This is a genomic window from Aminobacter sp. BE322, assembly GCF_050433525.1.
In the GTDB taxonomy this organism is placed as follows: domain Bacteria; phylum Pseudomonadota; class Alphaproteobacteria; order Rhizobiales; family Rhizobiaceae; genus Aminobacter.
In genome coordinates this window covers 276,652-292,078 of the sequence record NZ_JBNPXB010000003.1, presented here as the reverse complement: position 1 = coordinate 292,078, position 15,427 = coordinate 276,652, and the positions used below count along the sequence as shown (strand labels likewise).

17 protein-coding genes are annotated in these 15,427 nt (G+C 66.1%); 11 read left to right on the top strand and 6 right to left on the bottom strand.

Translation table 11 applies throughout. The features are described 5' to 3' along the window. Positions 1-92: 92 nt before the first annotated feature. The 4 genes from pgsA to J2X50_RS07520 all read left to right on the top strand — a co-directional run bounded on the left by pgsA (position 93) and on the right by J2X50_RS07520 (position 2,305). Positions 93-689 carry a CDP-diacylglycerol--glycerol-3-phosphate 3-phosphatidyltransferase gene (pgsA, locus tag J2X50_RS07535; protein WP_429093515.1) on the top strand — a complete coding sequence of 199 codons (597 nt, stop codon included), beginning with the start codon at positions 93-95 and terminating at the stop codon, positions 687-689. Between the two features lie 4 nt (positions 690-693). Beyond that, positions 694-948, top strand: coding sequence for a molybdopterin converting factor subunit 1 (gene moaD / locus J2X50_RS07530; protein WP_347967986.1), 255 nt, complete (start codon positions 694-696; stop codon positions 946-948). A 4-nt stretch (positions 949-952) separates the two neighbouring features. Further along, entirely contained in the window at positions 953-1,426 is a 474-nt protein-coding gene (locus tag J2X50_RS07525) for a molybdenum cofactor biosynthesis protein MoaE (RefSeq protein ID WP_429093512.1), read from the top strand. 111 nt (positions 1,427-1,537) lie between these two features. Next, positions 1,538-2,305, top strand: a complete 768-nt coding sequence (locus J2X50_RS07520; protein ID WP_429093511.1) for a YbaY family lipoprotein — start codon at positions 1,538-1,540, stop codon at positions 2,303-2,305. Between the two features lie 175 nt (positions 2,306-2,480). Here the strand turns inward: J2X50_RS07520 and ndk are convergent, their stop codons facing one another. After that, on the bottom strand, positions 2,481-2,903 hold the full coding sequence (ndk, locus tag J2X50_RS07515; RefSeq protein WP_429093508.1) for a nucleoside-diphosphate kinase: 423 nt from the start codon (positions 2,901-2,903) through the stop codon (positions 2,481-2,483). Between the two features lie 74 nt (positions 2,904-2,977). Next, positions 2,978-3,670 (bottom strand): glutathione S-transferase family protein, encoded by a 693-nt coding sequence (locus J2X50_RS07510; protein ID WP_429093506.1) that lies wholly within the window; start codon positions 3,668-3,670, stop codon positions 2,978-2,980. A gap of 63 nt (positions 3,671-3,733) precedes the next feature. Here J2X50_RS07510 and J2X50_RS07505 point away from each other — a divergent pair, with 63 nt between their 5' ends. Both J2X50_RS07505 and J2X50_RS07500 read left to right on the top strand, forming a co-directional pair. Beyond that, the gene (locus J2X50_RS07505) at positions 3,734-4,246 is read left to right on the top strand and encodes a DinB family protein (RefSeq protein WP_429093503.1); all 513 of its coding nucleotides are present in this window, start codon (positions 3,734-3,736) and stop codon (positions 4,244-4,246) included. A 209-nt stretch (positions 4,247-4,455) separates the two neighbouring features. Next, positions 4,456-5,091: a hypothetical protein gene (locus J2X50_RS07500; protein ID WP_429093500.1), complete on the top strand. Its 636-nt coding sequence runs from the start codon at positions 4,456-4,458 to the stop codon at positions 5,089-5,091. Between the two features lie 92 nt (positions 5,092-5,183). Here the strand turns inward: J2X50_RS07500 and J2X50_RS07495 are convergent, their stop codons facing one another. Further along, positions 5,184-5,615 carry a universal stress protein gene (locus tag J2X50_RS07495; RefSeq protein WP_429093497.1) on the bottom strand — a complete coding sequence of 144 codons (432 nt, stop codon included), beginning with the start codon at positions 5,613-5,615 and terminating at the stop codon, positions 5,184-5,186. 313 nt (positions 5,616-5,928) lie between these two features. Here J2X50_RS07495 and J2X50_RS07490 point away from each other — a divergent pair, with 313 nt between their 5' ends. The 5 genes from J2X50_RS07490 (at position 5,929) to J2X50_RS07470 (ending at position 13,121) form a co-directional block, all read left to right on the top strand. After that, positions 5,929-7,197: an MFS transporter gene (locus J2X50_RS07490; RefSeq protein WP_429093494.1), complete on the top strand. Its 1,269-nt coding sequence runs from the start codon at positions 5,929-5,931 to the stop codon at positions 7,195-7,197. Between the two features lie 98 nt (positions 7,198-7,295). Then, entirely contained in the window at positions 7,296-9,173 is a 1,878-nt protein-coding gene (locus J2X50_RS07485) for an ABC-F family ATP-binding cassette domain-containing protein (RefSeq protein ID WP_429093491.1), read from the top strand. A 204-nt stretch (positions 9,174-9,377) separates the two neighbouring features. Then, positions 9,378-11,486, top strand: coding sequence for a molybdopterin-containing oxidoreductase family protein (locus tag J2X50_RS07480; RefSeq protein WP_429093488.1), 2,109 nt, complete (start codon positions 9,378-9,380; stop codon positions 11,484-11,486). Positions 11,487-11,511: 25 nt separating this feature from the next. Then, positions 11,512-12,405 carry a cation diffusion facilitator family transporter gene (locus J2X50_RS07475; RefSeq protein ID WP_429093485.1) on the top strand — a complete coding sequence of 298 codons (894 nt, stop codon included), beginning with the start codon at positions 11,512-11,514 and terminating at the stop codon, positions 12,403-12,405. A gap of 122 nt (positions 12,406-12,527) precedes the next feature. Continuing rightward, positions 12,528-13,121: a hypothetical protein gene (locus J2X50_RS07470; RefSeq protein ID WP_429093483.1), complete on the top strand. Its 594-nt coding sequence runs from the start codon at positions 12,528-12,530 to the stop codon at positions 13,119-13,121. Here J2X50_RS07470 and J2X50_RS07465 read toward each other — a convergent pair. From J2X50_RS07465 to purM, 3 genes are read right to left on the bottom strand one after another with little or no spacing between them, the layout of a single operon-like run. After that, entirely contained in the window at positions 13,118-13,645 is a 528-nt protein-coding gene (locus J2X50_RS07465; RefSeq protein WP_429093480.1) for a SixA phosphatase family protein, read from the bottom strand. The two genes, J2X50_RS07470 and J2X50_RS07465, sit on opposite strands and share 4 nt — an antisense overlap. An 11-nt stretch (positions 13,646-13,656) precedes the next feature. Further along, positions 13,657-14,364, bottom strand: coding sequence for a phosphoribosylglycinamide formyltransferase (purN, locus tag J2X50_RS07460; RefSeq protein WP_429093477.1), 708 nt, complete (start codon positions 14,362-14,364; stop codon positions 13,657-13,659). Further along, a complete protein-coding gene (gene purM, locus J2X50_RS07455; protein ID WP_429093475.1) occupies positions 14,361-15,425 on the bottom strand; it encodes a phosphoribosylformylglycinamidine cyclo-ligase in 1,065 nt (354 codons plus the stop codon). Before purM ends, purN begins: the two co-directional genes overlap by 4 nt. Positions 15,426-15,427: the final 2 nt, after the last annotated feature.

Here is a 15,427-nt window from a genome sequence, read left to right as displayed (position 1 = left end):
GCGTCGATGCGGGGCTGGACTATCTATAGCCAGTTGACCCCCGGCATAGCCTTCTGATTTCACTACGCAGACGAAAGAGCACAAGAGAAACCATGGCCAAGCGCGCATTCAACCTGCCCAACATGCTCACCTATGCGCGCATCGTGGCCGTGCCGCTGGTGGTGCTCTGCTTTTTCCTGGAGGGCCGCCTGCAGTCGAGCGATTTCGCTCGCTGGAGCGCGCTGGGCATCTTCATCGCCGCCAGCGTGACCGACTATCTCGACGGCTACCTGGCGCGCGCCTGGAAGCAGACCTCGAACATCGGCAAGATGCTCGATCCCATCGCCGACAAGCTGCTGGTGGCGACTTGCCTGCTGCTGCTTGCCGCAGACACCGACAACCGCGGCGGCATCGCCGGCTGGTCGCTGTGGGCGGCTATCATCATCCTCTGCCGCGAGATCCTGGTTTCGGGCCTGCGCGAATATCTCGCTGCGCTGAAGGTCAGCGTGCCGGTTACCCAGCTGGCGAAGTGGAAGACGACCATCCAGATGGTGGCGATCGCGTTCCTGCTGGCCGGTCCGGCCGGCGACAAGATCTTCCCCCTGACCACCCAGGTCGGTCTGACGCTGCTATGGATCGCCGCCATCGTCACCCTGTATACCGGCTACGATTATTTCCGCGCCGGCCTCAAGCACATCATGGACGAATGAGGCGATGACCAAGCTCATCTATTTTGCCTGGGTGCGCGAGCGGATCGGCAAGGCCGAGGAGGACGTCGACCTGCCGGCCGAGGTGAGGACGGTGTCCGACCTGCTGCTGTGGCTCAAGTCGCGCGGCGAAGAATTCGAAAGCGCGCTGCAGCACCCCGAAGTGATCCGCGTGGCGATCAACCAGGAGCATGTCGACCATCGCGAGGCGGTGGCCGGCGCGCGCGAAATCGCGCTCTTCCCGCCGATGACGGGGGGCTGAGGCCGTGACCGCCGCCGTCGTGCCGGTGGTTCGCATCCAGGCGGCGGACTTCGACGTCGCCGCCGAGATCGCGCGGCTGACGCGGGGCAGGGCGGATGTCGGCGCGGTCGTCAGCTTCACCGGGCTGTGCCGCGACGAGGCCGGCACGCTGGCGGCACTCGAACTCGAACACTATCCCGGCATGGCGGAGGCTGAGATCAGCCGCATCGCCGGCGAGGCGCTTGCGCGCTGGCCACTCACCGGCATCACTGCCATCCATCGCTTTGGCCGCATCGCGCCGGGCCAGAACATCGTGCTGGTGGTAGCGGCTTCCGCGCACCGGCGGGCCGCGTTCGAGGCGGCGAGCTTCCTGATGGACTACCTCAAGTCGCGCGCCCCCTTCTGGAAGAAGGAGCACCGGGCCGACGGCAGCGAAGGGGCCTGGGTCGACGCCAAGGAAAGCGACGAGGCCGCCGCCGCCCGCTGGTCAAAAACTTGAATCGCCGCCTCGGCGAAGTCATCGAACGACCGTAATTCATTGCACATTCGGCCACTGGATCCCGATGCCTGAATGGAGAGGCCGGGGCAACAGAGCAGATGGAGTGTGGCCATGATGGGCAAGCTTGCGGAATATTTCGTGTTCGGCGTCGCGCCGCTGCTGGTCGGGCTCCTGGCGATGCCGGCCTTGGCCACCGCCGAGGACAAGACGATCAGCGGCGAGGTGCTTTACCGCGAACGCATTGCCCTGCCGCCGCAGGCGGTCCTGACGGTTCAGCTGGTCGACGTGTCGCTGGCCGACGCACCCGCAAAGGTCATCGGGCAGCAGAAGATCGAGCCTGCCGGCCAGGTGCCGATCAAGTTCGCCGTCAAGTTCGACGAAGCCGCCATCCGCAGCGGCATGAGCTACGCGCTCGAGGCCCGCATCACCGTCGACGACCGGCTCTGGTTCATCAACGACGTTCGCCATTCGGTCGACCCGCTCAAGGCCGGGCCGCAGTCGATGCTGCTCAAGATGGTCGGCCAGTCGGAGCCTGCCGACGAGGCCGGCATCTTCGAGCGCGACTGGGTCGCCGAGGACATCGACGGCGGCGGCGTGATCGACAAGGCCAAGTCGACGCTGCGCATCGGCAAGGACGGCGGGGTCTCGGGCCGCGGCGGCTGCAACGGCTATTTCGGCAGTGCCAAGATCGACGGCAACGGCATCGCCTTCGGCCAGATCGGGGCGACGCAGATGGCCTGCGAGCAGGCGATGATGGACCAGGAGCACAAGTTCCACGACGCGCTCGGGCGCGTCGCCACCTATGCCATCGCGGACGGCAAGCTGGTCATGGCGGACAAGGACGGCAAGGCGATCCTCCGCTTCGCGGCCGGCAGCTGATTGAATCATTTTCGCCGGAATTTCAGCCAAGCCGTTGAAATTCCGGCTACGGAGACGGCAGCGCGGCGGCGACCTCCGCTTGCCGGCCTGCAGCGCAAAAGAAAAAAGCCGGGGCGTAATGCCCCGGCTTTCGATTCCGCGTCAGTGGCTCGAGGCCAATGACCTATGCCGCAGGTCAGCCGACGATCTCGGTGCCCGAGAACCAGTAGGCGATCTCTTCGGCCGCCGTCTCCGGGGCGTCCGAACCGTGCACCGAGTTCTCGCCGATCGACAGCGCATGAACCTTGCGGATGGTGCCTTCTGCGGCGTTGGCCGGGTTGGTGGCGCCCATCACGTCGCGGTTCTTGGTGATGGCGTTGTCGCCTTCGAGAACCTGGACGATCGTCGGGCCCGACGACATGAACTCGACCAGCTCGCCGAAGAAGGGGCGTTCCTTGTGGACGGCGTAGAAGCCTTCGGCCTCGCGGCGGCTCATCCACACGCGCTTGGAAGCGACGACGCGCAGGCCGGCATCCTCGAGCATCTTGGTGATGGCGCCCGTCAGATTGCGCTTGGTTGCGTCCGGCTTGATCATCGAAAAGGTGCGTTCGATCGCCATGATAGGTCCTTGTTGTCTGGGGATTTGCAGTGTGGCGGGCTCTATACAGGCCGCCCACCGCATTGCCAAGTGGCCTATGCTGCCGCAGCGACCCGTCGCCCCGTGCCGCCATGCAGGTCGAGGCATCGCTCGAACCAGCCGGCAACGGGATCGCCCTGTTCGAGCACCTGGAACGGCGAGGCGACGCGGGCCCACTGCAGCGCGCCGAACACGATGTAGTCGGCAAAGAGCGGAATATCGCCGCCGATCCAGGGCTGGTAGGCGAGCATGCTGCGCAGCGGCTCCAGCGAAGCGCGGAAGGTGGCGAGGCCGGTCTCGCGGCCGGCCGTCACCTCCTCGAGCGTCCTGCCGAAACGAGCCTCGCGGCTCTCGCGGAAATAGGCGGCGTTCGGCTCGTCCTGCATGGCGTGGAGCGCGGTCAGCGCGGCGACGGCGAGATAGGGATGCAGGGTCAGTTGCGACCAGCGTTCGACGAAGCGCGCATGGGCCTTGCCGCCCGCGCCGCCGAACAGCGTCGGCCGGTCCGGATAGGCCGCGTCGAGATGGAGCGCGATGGCAAAGGAGTCGGCGATCGTCTTTTCGCCGTCGCGGATGACCGGGATGGTCTTGGAGGCGCCTTCCTCGATGCGCGGCACGTCCAGGAAGCGCGTCGGCACAATGCGGTGGTCGAGGCCCTTGTGCGCAAGCGCCATCGCCACTTTCCAGCAATGCGGGCTGAACGGGCGCGAGCTGTCGCGGCCCACGAGGTCGTAGAAGACAATAGTCATTGGCGAGGCTTTCCGATGGACTTAGGAAGGACTGGAAGGTTTCGAAGCACCGAAGGAAATTCGATGAAACAGCATTTCATGATGATGGCAGCCTATAATCAATGGGCCAACGAGAGGATTTACGAGGCCGCCGCCGATCTCAGCGAAGAGGAATTCGGCCGCGATACCGGCGCCTTCTTCAAGTCGATGCGGGGGACGCTCAACCACCTGCTGGTCGCGGACCGCATCTGGATGAAGCGCTTCAGCAGCGAGGGTGACGCGCCGGCAGCGCTTGACGCCATGCTCCACGCCGACTTCGCCAGGCTCCGGGCGGCCCGCCAGGCAGAGGACAAGCGCATCCTGGAATGGGTCAACGGCTTGAGCGAAAAGGCCTTTGCCGGCCGCTTCACCTACATGACGGTGACCGACATGCGGACCATCTCGCAAAGGCTGGCGCCTGCGCTCGATCATTTCTTCAACCATCAAACACATCACCGCGGCCAGGCACACATGGTGCTCACAGTGTTGGGTCGACCGTCAACTATCTTAGATTTGGTTTATTTCCAGAGGACGGAAGACGGGCGTGCATTTGCTTAAGATGATAAAATTTTATGCTTTAATAGCAAATTGTGAAAAGGATTCATGTGTTTACTTTGTTCCGTAGCGCGCATTGAATCTCTGTATAAAAAACACAGAGTGAAGCATTGGGCGAAACTGTTTGCCCGATCGAAGCGTTGCTGGTTGGGCGACTGGCCTTTTTAGTGAAGGCCGGATCGCTGGGGTTTGGTAACCACAGGGAGACATCCATGACTGGTATTTCGAAGGCATTAGCAACGGCATTGGCTGGGGGCATGGTATTCGCCGCGCTCAGCGCGCCGGTCAGCGCGATCGAAATCGGTAGCCGCAGCGGTGGGCTGGGCGTATCGGTCGACTCTGGAGGCATCGGTGCGACCGTGGGCGGTTCCGGCGGGGTCAACGCCGACATCGGGCTCGGCGGCAGCGGCGCGAGCGCCAAGGCGACCGTAGGCGGCTCCAGCGGGGTCAATGCCGACGTCGGGCTCGGCGGCAGCGGCGCAAGTGCCAAGGCGACCGTGGGCGGTAGCGGTGGCCTTACTGCGGGTGTCGGCGCCAATCTCGGCGGCGGCGGCCTGGCCAATGTCAAGACAACTCTTGGCCTGGGTGGCAACACGCTTGCGGATATCGACATCGGCATCGGTGGGCCTGCCGGTCCCGGCGGGCCCGGTGGCCCCGGCGGTCCTGGAGGTCCGGGCGGACCTGGCGGACCTGGCGGCCCAGGCATCAATCCGGGCGTCGTGAAGGGTATGTCGCAGGCCCAGGTCGCGACCTACGTCAAGCGCTGCAAGATGGTGCTTTCGAACCCGATGGCCTTCGAGAGCGACCTGCGCGAACTCTGCAAGCTGCTGCGCACGGCCAGCCGCTGAGCGGCTACGCGACGGACAGGAATTCGGAACGGCCCGCGTCGCGGGCCGTTTCTTTTATACGGTCTTCGGCTCTGGCGCTGCGCCGGTTAGTGTCAGCGGACGATCGTGACGGGGCAGTGGGCGGTCGACACGACCTCGGTGGCGACCGAGCCGAGGAAGAGACGCTCCAGCTCGTTCGTCACTCCGGTTCCCATGACGATGTGGTCGAACTCCTTCTCCTTGGCATAGGAGGCGATCGCCGAGGAGACGCGGTTGCCGGTCACGACGACGCTGCTGAAATCCGTCAGCCCCTGGCTGGCGGCGATCTTCTGGCCGTGGGCCAGTTGCTCCTTGATCTGGGCGTTCACCGCCGAGATCAGCGTCTCGTCCCAGAACCAAGTCTTGGCTATGCGGTCCGGCGGCACGGTATTGACATGGACGAAGGTGAGTTTGGCGCCGGTCGCCTTGGCGAGCTCGACCGCGCAAGCTGCGGCACGGTCCGATGCATGTGAACCATCGACCGCGCAGAGGATTTTCCTTGGCATGACTTCCCCTATGATTGGATCTTGGACGTATCGACATTCACAACGGTAAATTTAATTTCTTATGGATAAAATACTACGAATTGGGATCGCTCTGTGGCGGATTGTCGCATGACGCGATGAGCGCTCCCTCTCCGTGGTCGCCGGCCAGTAGAGCCGTTCTTGGAACCGGGCTGGCGACGCCGATCCTTGTCACGAGCATGTCTGGATCATCGCTTCGTCCCGGCGAGGCGCCTTGCCTTTCACTGCGGGCCTGAGCAGAACGGGGGCGAGAGCGGCAGGCCATGGCCGCCTTTCCATCCGCGAGGAAATCAGTTTGCGCGCTCAAGGCGAAAGGCTCGGCCAGACGATCGTGCTCGTGCTCATCGCGGGGGCGGGCGCGCTCGCCATCGCCCGCGGCATGACGCTGACCTTCCTGGCGATCCGCCTGCAGCGGGATTTTGGCCTCGGCCCGGCGACCATCGGCATGCTGATCGGCGCCGGCCCGCTTCTCGGGGCCTGCGCCAGCCCGTTCGCCGGAACGCTGTCCGACCGGATCGGCCGCCGCATCGTGCTGACGGTGGCGCTGGCCTTCGCCGGCCTCGGCCTGATCGGCCTGGGGCTGGCACAGTCGGTCGCGGCCTTTGCGCTCGCCCATATCGTCTCGTCCGTCGCCGCCGCGGTCTACGAGCCGGTGGCGCGGGCACTGATGAGCGACGCCGCGCCCGAACGGCTCAGGCTGCGCATGTTCTCGTGGCGCTACCTGGTGATCAATGCGGGCTGGGCGGTGGGGCCGATGATCGGCATCGCCATAGGCGCGAATTCGGCGGCACCGTTCATGATCGCCGGCGTCGTGCATTTCGCCTTTTCGGCCGCGATTTTTGCCATCGTGCCCGCCGTTCTCTTGGGTAGCGCCCGCGCCAGGGCCGCGTCGCAATTGCCGGGCCTGCGCCGCCTGGGCGCTGCCCTGCGCGACCGCCGGCTGGTCTTCTACCTCGGCGGCGGCATACTGCTGCTCGCCGTCTACGGGCAATGGTCGGTGACGCTGTCGCAATACGTCACCGCCAACCTGGAGGACGGGGTGAAGGTCTTCGCCTGGCTGGTGACCACCAATGCCACGGTCGTGGTGCTGGCCACCGCACCGGCACGGATATTGATCGAGAAGATCGGGCCGATGAAGGCGATGGTCGCGGGCTGCCTGCTGTTCCTTGGCGGCGAGGTCGGCTTTGCCTTCGCCACCAGCGCGACGATGCTGATCGGTTTCATGGTGCTGTTCACCGTGGGCGAGGTGTTGGTCGTCCCGGCCGAATACGTGCTGGTCGACCGGATCGCCAGCGACGACAACCGCGGTGCCTATTTCGGCGCGCATTCGCTGGCCTCCGTCGGCAACTTCCTCGGACCGTTGTTGGGCGGGCTGGCGCTCGGCGCCTTCGGCGGGCAGGGCATGTTCATGCTCTTTGCCGTGCTTGCGGCGGGCAGCGCCGTACTGTTCGCCCTGGGCCATGCCTCGCCGCCGCCCGCATCGCTGGACGGTCGCGCCGCAGGCCACGGCGGCGAAGTGGCCGAAGGCGCCATGCACCGCATGGGCAGACCGATTTTCGCCTAGGCCACCGGCGCCTGCTTCGATTTTCGACCGTGCGTTGCGCGTCGTCCCTGCGCGCGCACTTGCCATCGTCACGACACTTCGTCAGAAACCCTCTCGTCATGCTTATCATCAACGATCTCTCCCTCCGCATTGCCGGACGTCTGCTTCTCGATCATGCGTCGCTGACCCTGCCCGCCGGCACCAAGGCGGGTCTCGTCGGCCGCAACGGCACGGGCAAGACCACGCTGTTCAAGGCGATCACCGGCGACTTCAGCTCGGAAACCGGCAGCATCAGCCTGCCCAAGAACACCCGTATCGGCCAAGTGGCGCAGGAAGCGCCCGGAACCGAGGAGCCGCTGATCGATATCGTGCTCAAGGCCGACGTCGAGCGCACGGCACTTCTCGCCGAGGAACAGACGGCCACCGACCCGCACCGCATCGCCGAGATCCATATCCGCCTGGCCGACATCGACGCGCATTCGGCGGAGTCACGCGCCGCGACGATCCTCGCCGGCCTCGGCTTCGATGACGAGGCGCAGAAGCGGCCCGCTTCGTCCTTTTCGGGCGGCTGGCGCATGCGCGTGGCATTGGCGGCGGTGCTGTTCTCCGAGCCCGATCTTCTGCTGCTCGACGAGCCGACCAACTATCTCGATCTCGAGGGCACGCTGTGGCTTGAGAACTACGTGTCGAAGTATCCGCACACGGTTCTCTTGATCAGCCACGACCGCGACCTGCTCAACCGTGCGGTCAATTCGATCGTCCATCTCGACCAGAAGAAGATGACCTTCTGGCGCGGCGGTTACGACCAGTTCGAGCGTCAGATCGCCGAGCAGCGCGAGTTGCAGGAGAAGGGCCGCGTCAAGCAGGAGGCGGCGCGCAAGCACCTGCAGTCCTTCGTGGATCGTTTTCGCGCCAAGGCCTCCAAGGCGCGCCAGGCGCAGTCGCGCATCAAGGCGCTGGAGAAGATGAAGCCGATCGCGGCGCTGATCGAGGACAATGTCCGCCCGTTCAGCTTCCCGGAGCCGGTGAAGACTGTTGCCTCGCCGATCGTAGCACTCGACCGCGTCAACGTCGGCTACCAGGCGGACAAACCGATCCTCAAGAAGATGACTTTGCGCATCGACGCCGACGACCGCATCGCGCTTCTCGGCGCCAACGGCAACGGCAAGTCGACCTTCGCCAAGCTGCTGGCCGGACGGCTTCAGGCCGAGACGGGATCGGTGACGGTGGCGCCGGGGCTGAAGGTGGCGATCTTCGCCCAGCACCAGCTCGACGATCTCCGACCTGAGGAGAATGCCTACGAGCACGTGCGCCGGCTGATGCCGGAGGCGCCCGAATCGAAGGTGAGGGCGCGCGTCGCCCAGTTCGGCCTCCCCACCGAGAAGATGAACACCGCCGCGAAGGACCTGTCCGGCGGCGAGAAGGCGCGGCTGCTGATGGGGCTTTCCGCCTTCGACGGGCCGAACCTGTTCATCCTCGACGAGCCGACCAACCACCTGGATATCGACAGCCGCGAGGCGCTGATCATGGCGCTCAACGATTTTCCGGGCGCAGTGATCCTGATCAGCCACGATCGCCACCTGCTCGAGGCGACGGCCGACCGGCTGTGGCTGGTCAAGGACGGTTCGGTCAATCCGTATGACGGCGACCTCGAGGACTACAAGACGCTGGTGACCGGCGTGTCGGGCGACCGGCGTGACAAGCGCGAGGCCGACAAGGCATCCAAGGCCGACAGGCGCCGCGAGGCCGCGGCGCGGCGCGCGGCGCTGGAGCCGCTGGCCAAGGAGATCCGCGCCACCGAGGCGCTGATGGACCGCATCCGCAAGCGCATCGACCTCATCGAGGACCAGCTGGCAGATCCCAAGCTCTACGAGAAGGACCCGACGACCGCGACCCAGCTCGCCAAGGAGCGCTCGCAGCTTGGCGCCCAGCTTGGCCAGAACGAGGACAAATGGCTGACGATGTCGGCGGAGTACGAGGAAGGGGTCGCGGAGTAAATTGCCGCACCGTTGCGTTGCCCCTCATCCCCCTGCCGGGACCTTCTCCCCGTATAGGGACGGGGAGAAGGGACAAGCGGAGCCGTCGCGGCCAGCCTCCTTCTCCCCGTTTACGGGGAGAAGGTGCCGGCAGGCGGATGAGGGGCAGCGCAACCTCTAGAATTGGCCCTACACGGCAATCCGGCATCAGGGTAAAAGGGCGCCATGAACCAGCACGCCAAGATCAGGATCGGCCATTCGGCCTGTCCGCACGACTGCCCGTCGACCTGTGCCCTCGACGTCGAGCTCATCGACGACAAGCGCATCGGCCGCATCCACGGCTCGCGCGACAACAGCTACACGGCCGGCGTCATCTGCGCCAAGGTCGCGCGTTATGCCGACCGCGTGCATCATCCCGACCGCCTGCTGAAGCCGCTTGTGCGCTCAGGCGCCAAGGGCGAGGGGCAATGGAAGGAAGCGAGCTGGGAAGCGGCGCTCGACCTGGTGGCGGAGAAGTTCATCGCTGCCGAGGCGAAGCACGGCTCGGAGACCGTCTGGCCCTATTTCTACGCCGGCACGATGGGGCTGGTGCAGCGCGACGGCATCGAGCGGCTGCGCCACGCCAAGAAATATTCCGGCTTCTTCGGCTCGATCTGCACCAATCTCGCCTGGACCGGCTACGTCATGGGCACCGGCGCGCTGCGAGGAACCGATCCGCGCGAGATCGGCAAGTCCGACTGCGTGGTGATCTGGGGCACCAATGCGGTGGTCACCCAGGTCAACGTCATGACCCATGCGGTGAAGGCCCGCAAGGAACGCGGCGCCAAGATCGTCGCCATCGACATCTATGAGAATGCGACGATGAAGCAGGCCGACATGGCGCTGGTGCTGAAGCCCGGCACCGACGGCGCGCTCGCCTGCGCGGTCATGCACGTGCTGTTCCGCGACGGCTTGGCCGACTGGCCCTATCTCGAAAAATACACAGACGATCCCAAGGGGCTGGAGGCGCATCTTGCGACGCGCACGCCCGAATGGGCCTCCGCCATCACCGGCCTGTCGGTCGAGGAGATCGAGGCCTTCGCCCGGCTGGTGGGCGCGACCAAGAAGACTTTCTTCCGCCTCGGCTATGGTTTCTCGCGCCAGCGCAACGGTTCGGTCAACATGCATGCGGCGCTGTCGATCCCGGCGGTGACGGGCGCCTGGCAATACGAGGGCGGCGGCGCCTTCCATTCCAATTCGGGCATCTTCAAGCTCAACGGCGAACTGCTCGAGGGCACCAAGCTGCGCGACCCCAACATCCGCTATCTCGACCATTCGCGCATCGGCCCGGTGCTGACCAATGCCGAGGATGCGCTCTATGGCGGCCCGCCGGTGACGGGGTTGCTGATCCAGAATACCAATCCGGTCAACGTCGCGCCCGAGCAGCGGCTGGTGGTGCAGGGCTTCCTGCGCGACGACCTGTTCTCTTGCGTGCACGAGCAGTTCATGACCGATACGGCCAAGCTCGCCGACGTCGTGTTGCCGGCGACGATGTTCCTCGAGCATGACGACATCTACAAGGGCGGCGGCAACCAGCACATCACGCTGGGGCCGAAGCTGATCGACCCGCCGGAAGGGCCGCGCACCAACCACTATGTCATCGAAGAACTGGCCAGGCGCCTTGGCGTGGCGCACATGCCCGGCTTCGGCCTGACCGAGCGCCAGCATATCGACCACATGCTGGAAAAGCGCGGCCTCGGCAGTTTCGACAGCCTGAAGTCGAGCCGCTGGGTCGACATGCAGCCCGAATTCGAGAGCGCCCATTTCCTGAAGGGCTTCGGCCATCCCGACGGCAGGTTCCGCTTCAAGCCGCAGTGGAACGGCGGTGCCGCACCCAACAAGCCGCCGAAGAGCATGGGCATCTTCGGGCCTTACCGGCAGTTGCCGGAGTTCCCCGACCATGTCGACCTGATCGAGGTGGCGGACGCCGAGCATCCGTTCCGGCTGGCGACGTCGCCGGCGCGCAACTTCCTCAACTCGACCTTCGCCGAGACTCCGGTGTCGCGCGAGAAGGAGGGGCGGCCGGAGTTGCTGATCCATCCCGACGACGCAGCAGCCATGGGCGTCGCCACGGGCGATCGCGTCGAGGTCGGCAACACGCGCGGCGAGGTGGTGCTGCATGCTAAGCTGTTCGACAAGATCAAGCGCGGCGTGGTCATCGCCGAGGGCATCTGGCCGAACTCGGACCACGAGCGCGGCGAGGGCATCAACGTGCTGACCGGCGCCGATGCGCCTGCGCCCTATGGCGGCGCGGCCGTTCACGACAACAAGGTCTGGGTGCGCGCGGTCGCATAACCATGGCGCCGGAGAGGGACAGGCGATGAGCGGCGACCACCAGCATGTCGACATGGAAAGCACGCCGGTGCCGCGGCTCTGGATCGCCCTCGGCCTGGCCGGCTCGTTCATGGTGGCCGAGGTGGTGGGGGGCATCATCACCGGCAGCCTGGCGCTGATCTCGGACGCCGCGCACATGCTGACCGATGCCATGGCGCTGGCGATCGCGCTGCTGGCAATCCGCGTCGGGCGCCGCCCGGCTGACATCCTGCGCACCTACGGCTATGCCCGTTTCGAGATCCTGGCCGCGGCGTTCAACGCGCTGCTGCTGCTCGGCGTCGCCTTCTACATCCTCTACGAAGCCTATAAGCGCCTCTACGAGCCGGCCGAGATCGCCTCGCTGGGCATGCTGGCGATCGCCATGGTCGGCCTGCTGGTCAATCTCCTGGCGATGCGCATCCTCACCGGGCACAAGGACAAGAGCCTCAACGTCAAGGGCGCCTACCTGGAGGTCTGGGCCGACATGCTGGGCTCGATCGGGGTCATCGCCGGCGCCGGGCTGATCTGGCTCACGGGCTGGGAGTGGGTCGATTCCCTGGTCGCCGTGGGCATCGGCTTCATGGTCTTCCCGCGCACCTGGGTCCTGCTCAAGGAATGCGTCAACATCCTGCTGGAGGGTGTTCCCCCCGGCATGAGCCTGGCCGAGGTCGAACAGGCCATCGTTTCCGTATCGGGGGTCGCGTCGGTGCACGACCTGCACCTCTGGGCGATCACCCAGAGCAAGGCCTCGCTCAGCGCCCATGCCGTGCTGGCCGAGGGCGCCGACGCCGAGACGGTGCGCCGGGCGATCGAAGCGCGGCTGCAGCAGAAGTTCGACCTCCACCACACGACGCTGCAGTTGGAACGCGAGAACTGCGCGCCGATGGAAACCATCCACTGAGCGGCGTTTGCGACATCCTGTCTCCCCAGCATTTTTCCTCTTTAACCTCTAGCGGCTGGAGGAATTAGTCTTCCGGCAGCTTTGGGGAAGGCTCGAAGCGCTGCTGTCGAGGAGGCAATCCGATGGGATGGCACGGCAAGTCCGGGCATCACGGCAATCACGGCCGAGCCAGGCGCCATGGCGCGGGCAACGGGCATGGCGTGCGCGCCAGCGGGTTGCTTGGCGCCCTCGGCATCGGCAAGGCCCGCATGACGTCGGAACCGGGCCACGAGCCGGGACGGCAGGAGCCTGCGAATGCCGTATGGGGCAGGGGTGGTTCGAAGCAGAGCGCGCCCCATGACGAACCGCGCGCAGCGGCGATCAGAATGCCGAGAGTGGGGACTGCCACGGTGCTGGCGATGCTGGTCGCGTGGACGCTGCTTGCCTGGGCGGGATACAATCTCGTCGACGGACTGGGGGCCTGGCTGGCGGGCAATGCCGGCGCCGTCATCCAGGGCGGCAAGGACGCCGCCGCCGCCGGCGGATTGGACAAGAACGTCGTCGGCATGCTCAACGTCGATCAGGCGTCGGGATTTATCGCGCAGATCGTCGCGCTCGCCCGGACTATCGCCAAGCCGTTGATCGTCCTCGCCTGGTTCCTGGGCGCCCTGGCCATAGTTGCCTTGCCGATGGTGCTGAGGCTGCTTGCCGGCAGGTTCGGCGGCCACCGGCGCTAGCCGATATCCTTCGGCCTCAGCATATGCGTCAGGGTCGCGCTGCCGGGGCGGAGCGAATCCCAGCCGCCCTTCAGTTCGAGGCGGGCAATCGCGCCGGTCGGGAATTTCTCGCCGACCAGCCGCAGGGCGGTTTCGGCGGAGTCAGGGCCGGCGAGCATGCGGACGAAGGTTTCGAGGCCGGGATTGTGGCCGAGAACCAAGAGCGTGCGGACGGTGCGCGGCACCGACTGGACCTCGGCCAGGATTTCGGCGGCGGTGGCCTCGTAGAGTTCCTGCGGGTAGGCGACGGACGGCAATGGTTGCGGCCACGATGCGGTGGCAAGCCGCCAGGTTTCACGGGTGCGCAGGGAAGGGGAGACGAGCGCGAATTCCGGCAGCCAGCCGCGCTTTGCGATCTCCGCCCCCATCAATGGCGCCGTCTTCTCGCCGCGCGGCGCCAGCGGCCGGTCGAAATCGGCGAGCGAGGCATCGTCCCAACTCGACTTCGCATGGCGCAGGACAAGCAGTTGCCGTTTCCCCGCCATGCCTGCCTCCGTCAAGGCGTGATGCGCGCCAGCTGTTCCAGGTCGACCTCTTCGCGCGCCGGAATGGGCGCGGCGATGTGGTCTTGGCTGGTGGCGTCGGAGAAGCCCGAGAAGGCGGAGCGGCTGCCTTCCATGCGGACCTTGCCTTCGGCGAACAGCTTGAGCGCCAGCGGATAGAGCCGATGCTCGGCCTTGAGCACGCGGGCGGCGAGCGTGGCCTCGTCGTCGTCGATAAGCACCGGAACCGCGGCCTGGGCGATGATCGGGCCGTCATCCATCGCCGGGGTGACGAAGTGCACGGTGCAGCCATGGACGCGGATGCCGGCTTCGAGCGCGCGCTGGTGGGTGTCGAGGCCCCTGAAGGAGGGCAGAAGTGCGGGATGGATGTTGATCATCCGGCCCTGCCATCGCTCGACGAAGCCCGTCGTCAGCAGCCGCATGTAGCCGGCAAGTGCCACGATCTCGGCGCCGAAGGTGGCCAGTGCCGCGTCGATGGCGGCGTCATGCGCGTCCTTGCTGGCATGGTCGGCGCGCGTCACGACCTTGGTCGCGATGCCGCGGCTGGCGGCAATGCCCAAGCCCTTGGCGTCGGCCTGGTCGGAGATGACGCCGACGATCTCGGCCGGGAAGGCCGGGTCGGCGGCAGCGTCGATGAGGGCGGCCATGTTGGAGCCGCGGCCGGAAATGAGGATGACGGTGCGCTTGCGGTGCATGCTCATAGCGCCAGCGACCCGCGATAGATGACGCCCGTGTCGCGGCGCGGCACGATGCGGCCGATGGGGGCGACCGTCTCGCCGGCCTCCTGCAGGACGGCTGCGACCTGCGCGGCCTGGCCGGCGGCCACGACCGCGATCATGCCGATGCCGCAGTTGAAGGTGCGCATCATTTCCTCCGGCGCGACCCCGCCGGTCTTGGCAAGCCACGAGAACACCGGGGGCACTTCGATGGCCGACAGGTCCAGCTCGGCCGAGAATTCCTTGGGCAGCACCCTGGGGATGTTTTCGGGGAAGCCGCCGCCGGTGATGTGGGCGAGCGCCTTGATGCCATGGGTTTCGCGGACCGCCTTGAGCAACGACTTGACGTAGATGCGGGTCGGCTCGAGCAGGGCTTCCGCCAGCGTCGGGCCGTCGGCGAAGGGCGCGCGGTCGCCCCAGCCGAGGCCGGACTTTTCGACGATGCGGCGGACGAGCGAGTAGCCGTTGGAATGGACGCCGGACGAGGCGAGGCCGAGCAGCACGTCGCCCTCGACGACGTCGTCGGTGGGCAGCAGCTGACCGCGCTCGGCCGCGCCGACGGCAAATCCGGCGAGGTCGTAGTCGTTGCCGTGGTACATGCCCGGCATCTCGGCGGTCTCGCCGCCGATCAGCGCGCAGCCGGCCTGCCGGCAGCCCTCGGCTATGCCGGAGACGATGTCGGCGCCCTGGTTGGGATCGAGCTTGCCGGTGGCGAAGTAGTCGAGGAACAAGAGCGGCTCGGCGCCCTGGACGACGATGTCGTTGACGCACATGGCCACGAGGTCGATGCCGATGGTGTCGTGCTTGCCCGCGTCGATGGCGATCTTGAGCTTGGTGCCGACGCCGTCATTGGCCGCGACCAGGATCGGGTCGATGAAGCCGGCGGCCCTTAGGTCGAACAATCCGCCGAAGCCGCCGATCTCGCTGTCGGCGCCTGGCCGGCGCGTCGAGCGCACCAGCGGCTTGATCTTTTCGACCATCAGGTTGCCCGCGTCGATGTCGACGCCCGCCTGCGCGTAGGTGAGACCGTTCTTGCCTTCGCTCATCG

Excerpts from the sequence above, each read along its gene's own strand:
- purM (WP_429093475.1), bottom strand. The coding sequence starts at position 15,425 with ATGAGCGAAGGCAAGAACGGTCTCACCTACGCGCAGGCGGGCGTCGAC.
- J2X50_RS07495 (WP_429093497.1), bottom strand. The coding sequence starts at position 5,615 with ATGCCAAGGAAAATCCTCTGCGCGGTCGATGGTTCACATGCATCGGAC.
- J2X50_RS07480 (WP_429093488.1), top strand. The coding sequence starts at position 9,378 with ATGAACCAGCACGCCAAGATCAGGATCGGCCATTCGGCCTGTCCGCAC.
- J2X50_RS07465 (WP_429093480.1), bottom strand. The coding sequence starts at position 13,645 with ATGGCGGGGAAACGGCAACTGCTTGTCCTGCGCCATGCGAAGTCGAGT.
- J2X50_RS07475 (WP_429093485.1), top strand. The coding sequence starts at position 11,512 with ATGAGCGGCGACCACCAGCATGTCGACATGGAAAGCACGCCGGTGCCG.
- J2X50_RS07505 (WP_429093503.1), top strand. The coding sequence starts at position 3,734 with ATGAAACAGCATTTCATGATGATGGCAGCCTATAATCAATGGGCCAAC.
- moaD (WP_347967986.1), top strand. The coding sequence starts at position 694 with ATGACCAAGCTCATCTATTTTGCCTGGGTGCGCGAGCGGATCGGCAAG.
- purN (WP_429093477.1), bottom strand. The coding sequence starts at position 14,364 with ATGAGCATGCACCGCAAGCGCACCGTCATCCTCATTTCCGGCCGCGGC.
- ndk (WP_429093508.1), bottom strand. The coding sequence starts at position 2,903 with ATGGCGATCGAACGCACCTTTTCGATGATCAAGCCGGACGCAACCAAG.
- J2X50_RS07470 (WP_429093483.1), top strand. The coding sequence starts at position 12,528 with ATGGGATGGCACGGCAAGTCCGGGCATCACGGCAATCACGGCCGAGCC.
- J2X50_RS07520 (WP_429093511.1), top strand. The coding sequence starts at position 1,538 with ATGATGGGCAAGCTTGCGGAATATTTCGTGTTCGGCGTCGCGCCGCTG.
- J2X50_RS07510 (WP_429093506.1), bottom strand. The coding sequence starts at position 3,670 with ATGACTATTGTCTTCTACGACCTCGTGGGCCGCGACAGCTCGCGCCCG.
- pgsA (WP_429093515.1), top strand. The coding sequence starts at position 93 with ATGGCCAAGCGCGCATTCAACCTGCCCAACATGCTCACCTATGCGCGC.
- J2X50_RS07485 (WP_429093491.1), top strand. The coding sequence starts at position 7,296 with ATGCTTATCATCAACGATCTCTCCCTCCGCATTGCCGGACGTCTGCTT.
- J2X50_RS07500 (WP_429093500.1), top strand. The coding sequence starts at position 4,456 with ATGACTGGTATTTCGAAGGCATTAGCAACGGCATTGGCTGGGGGCATG.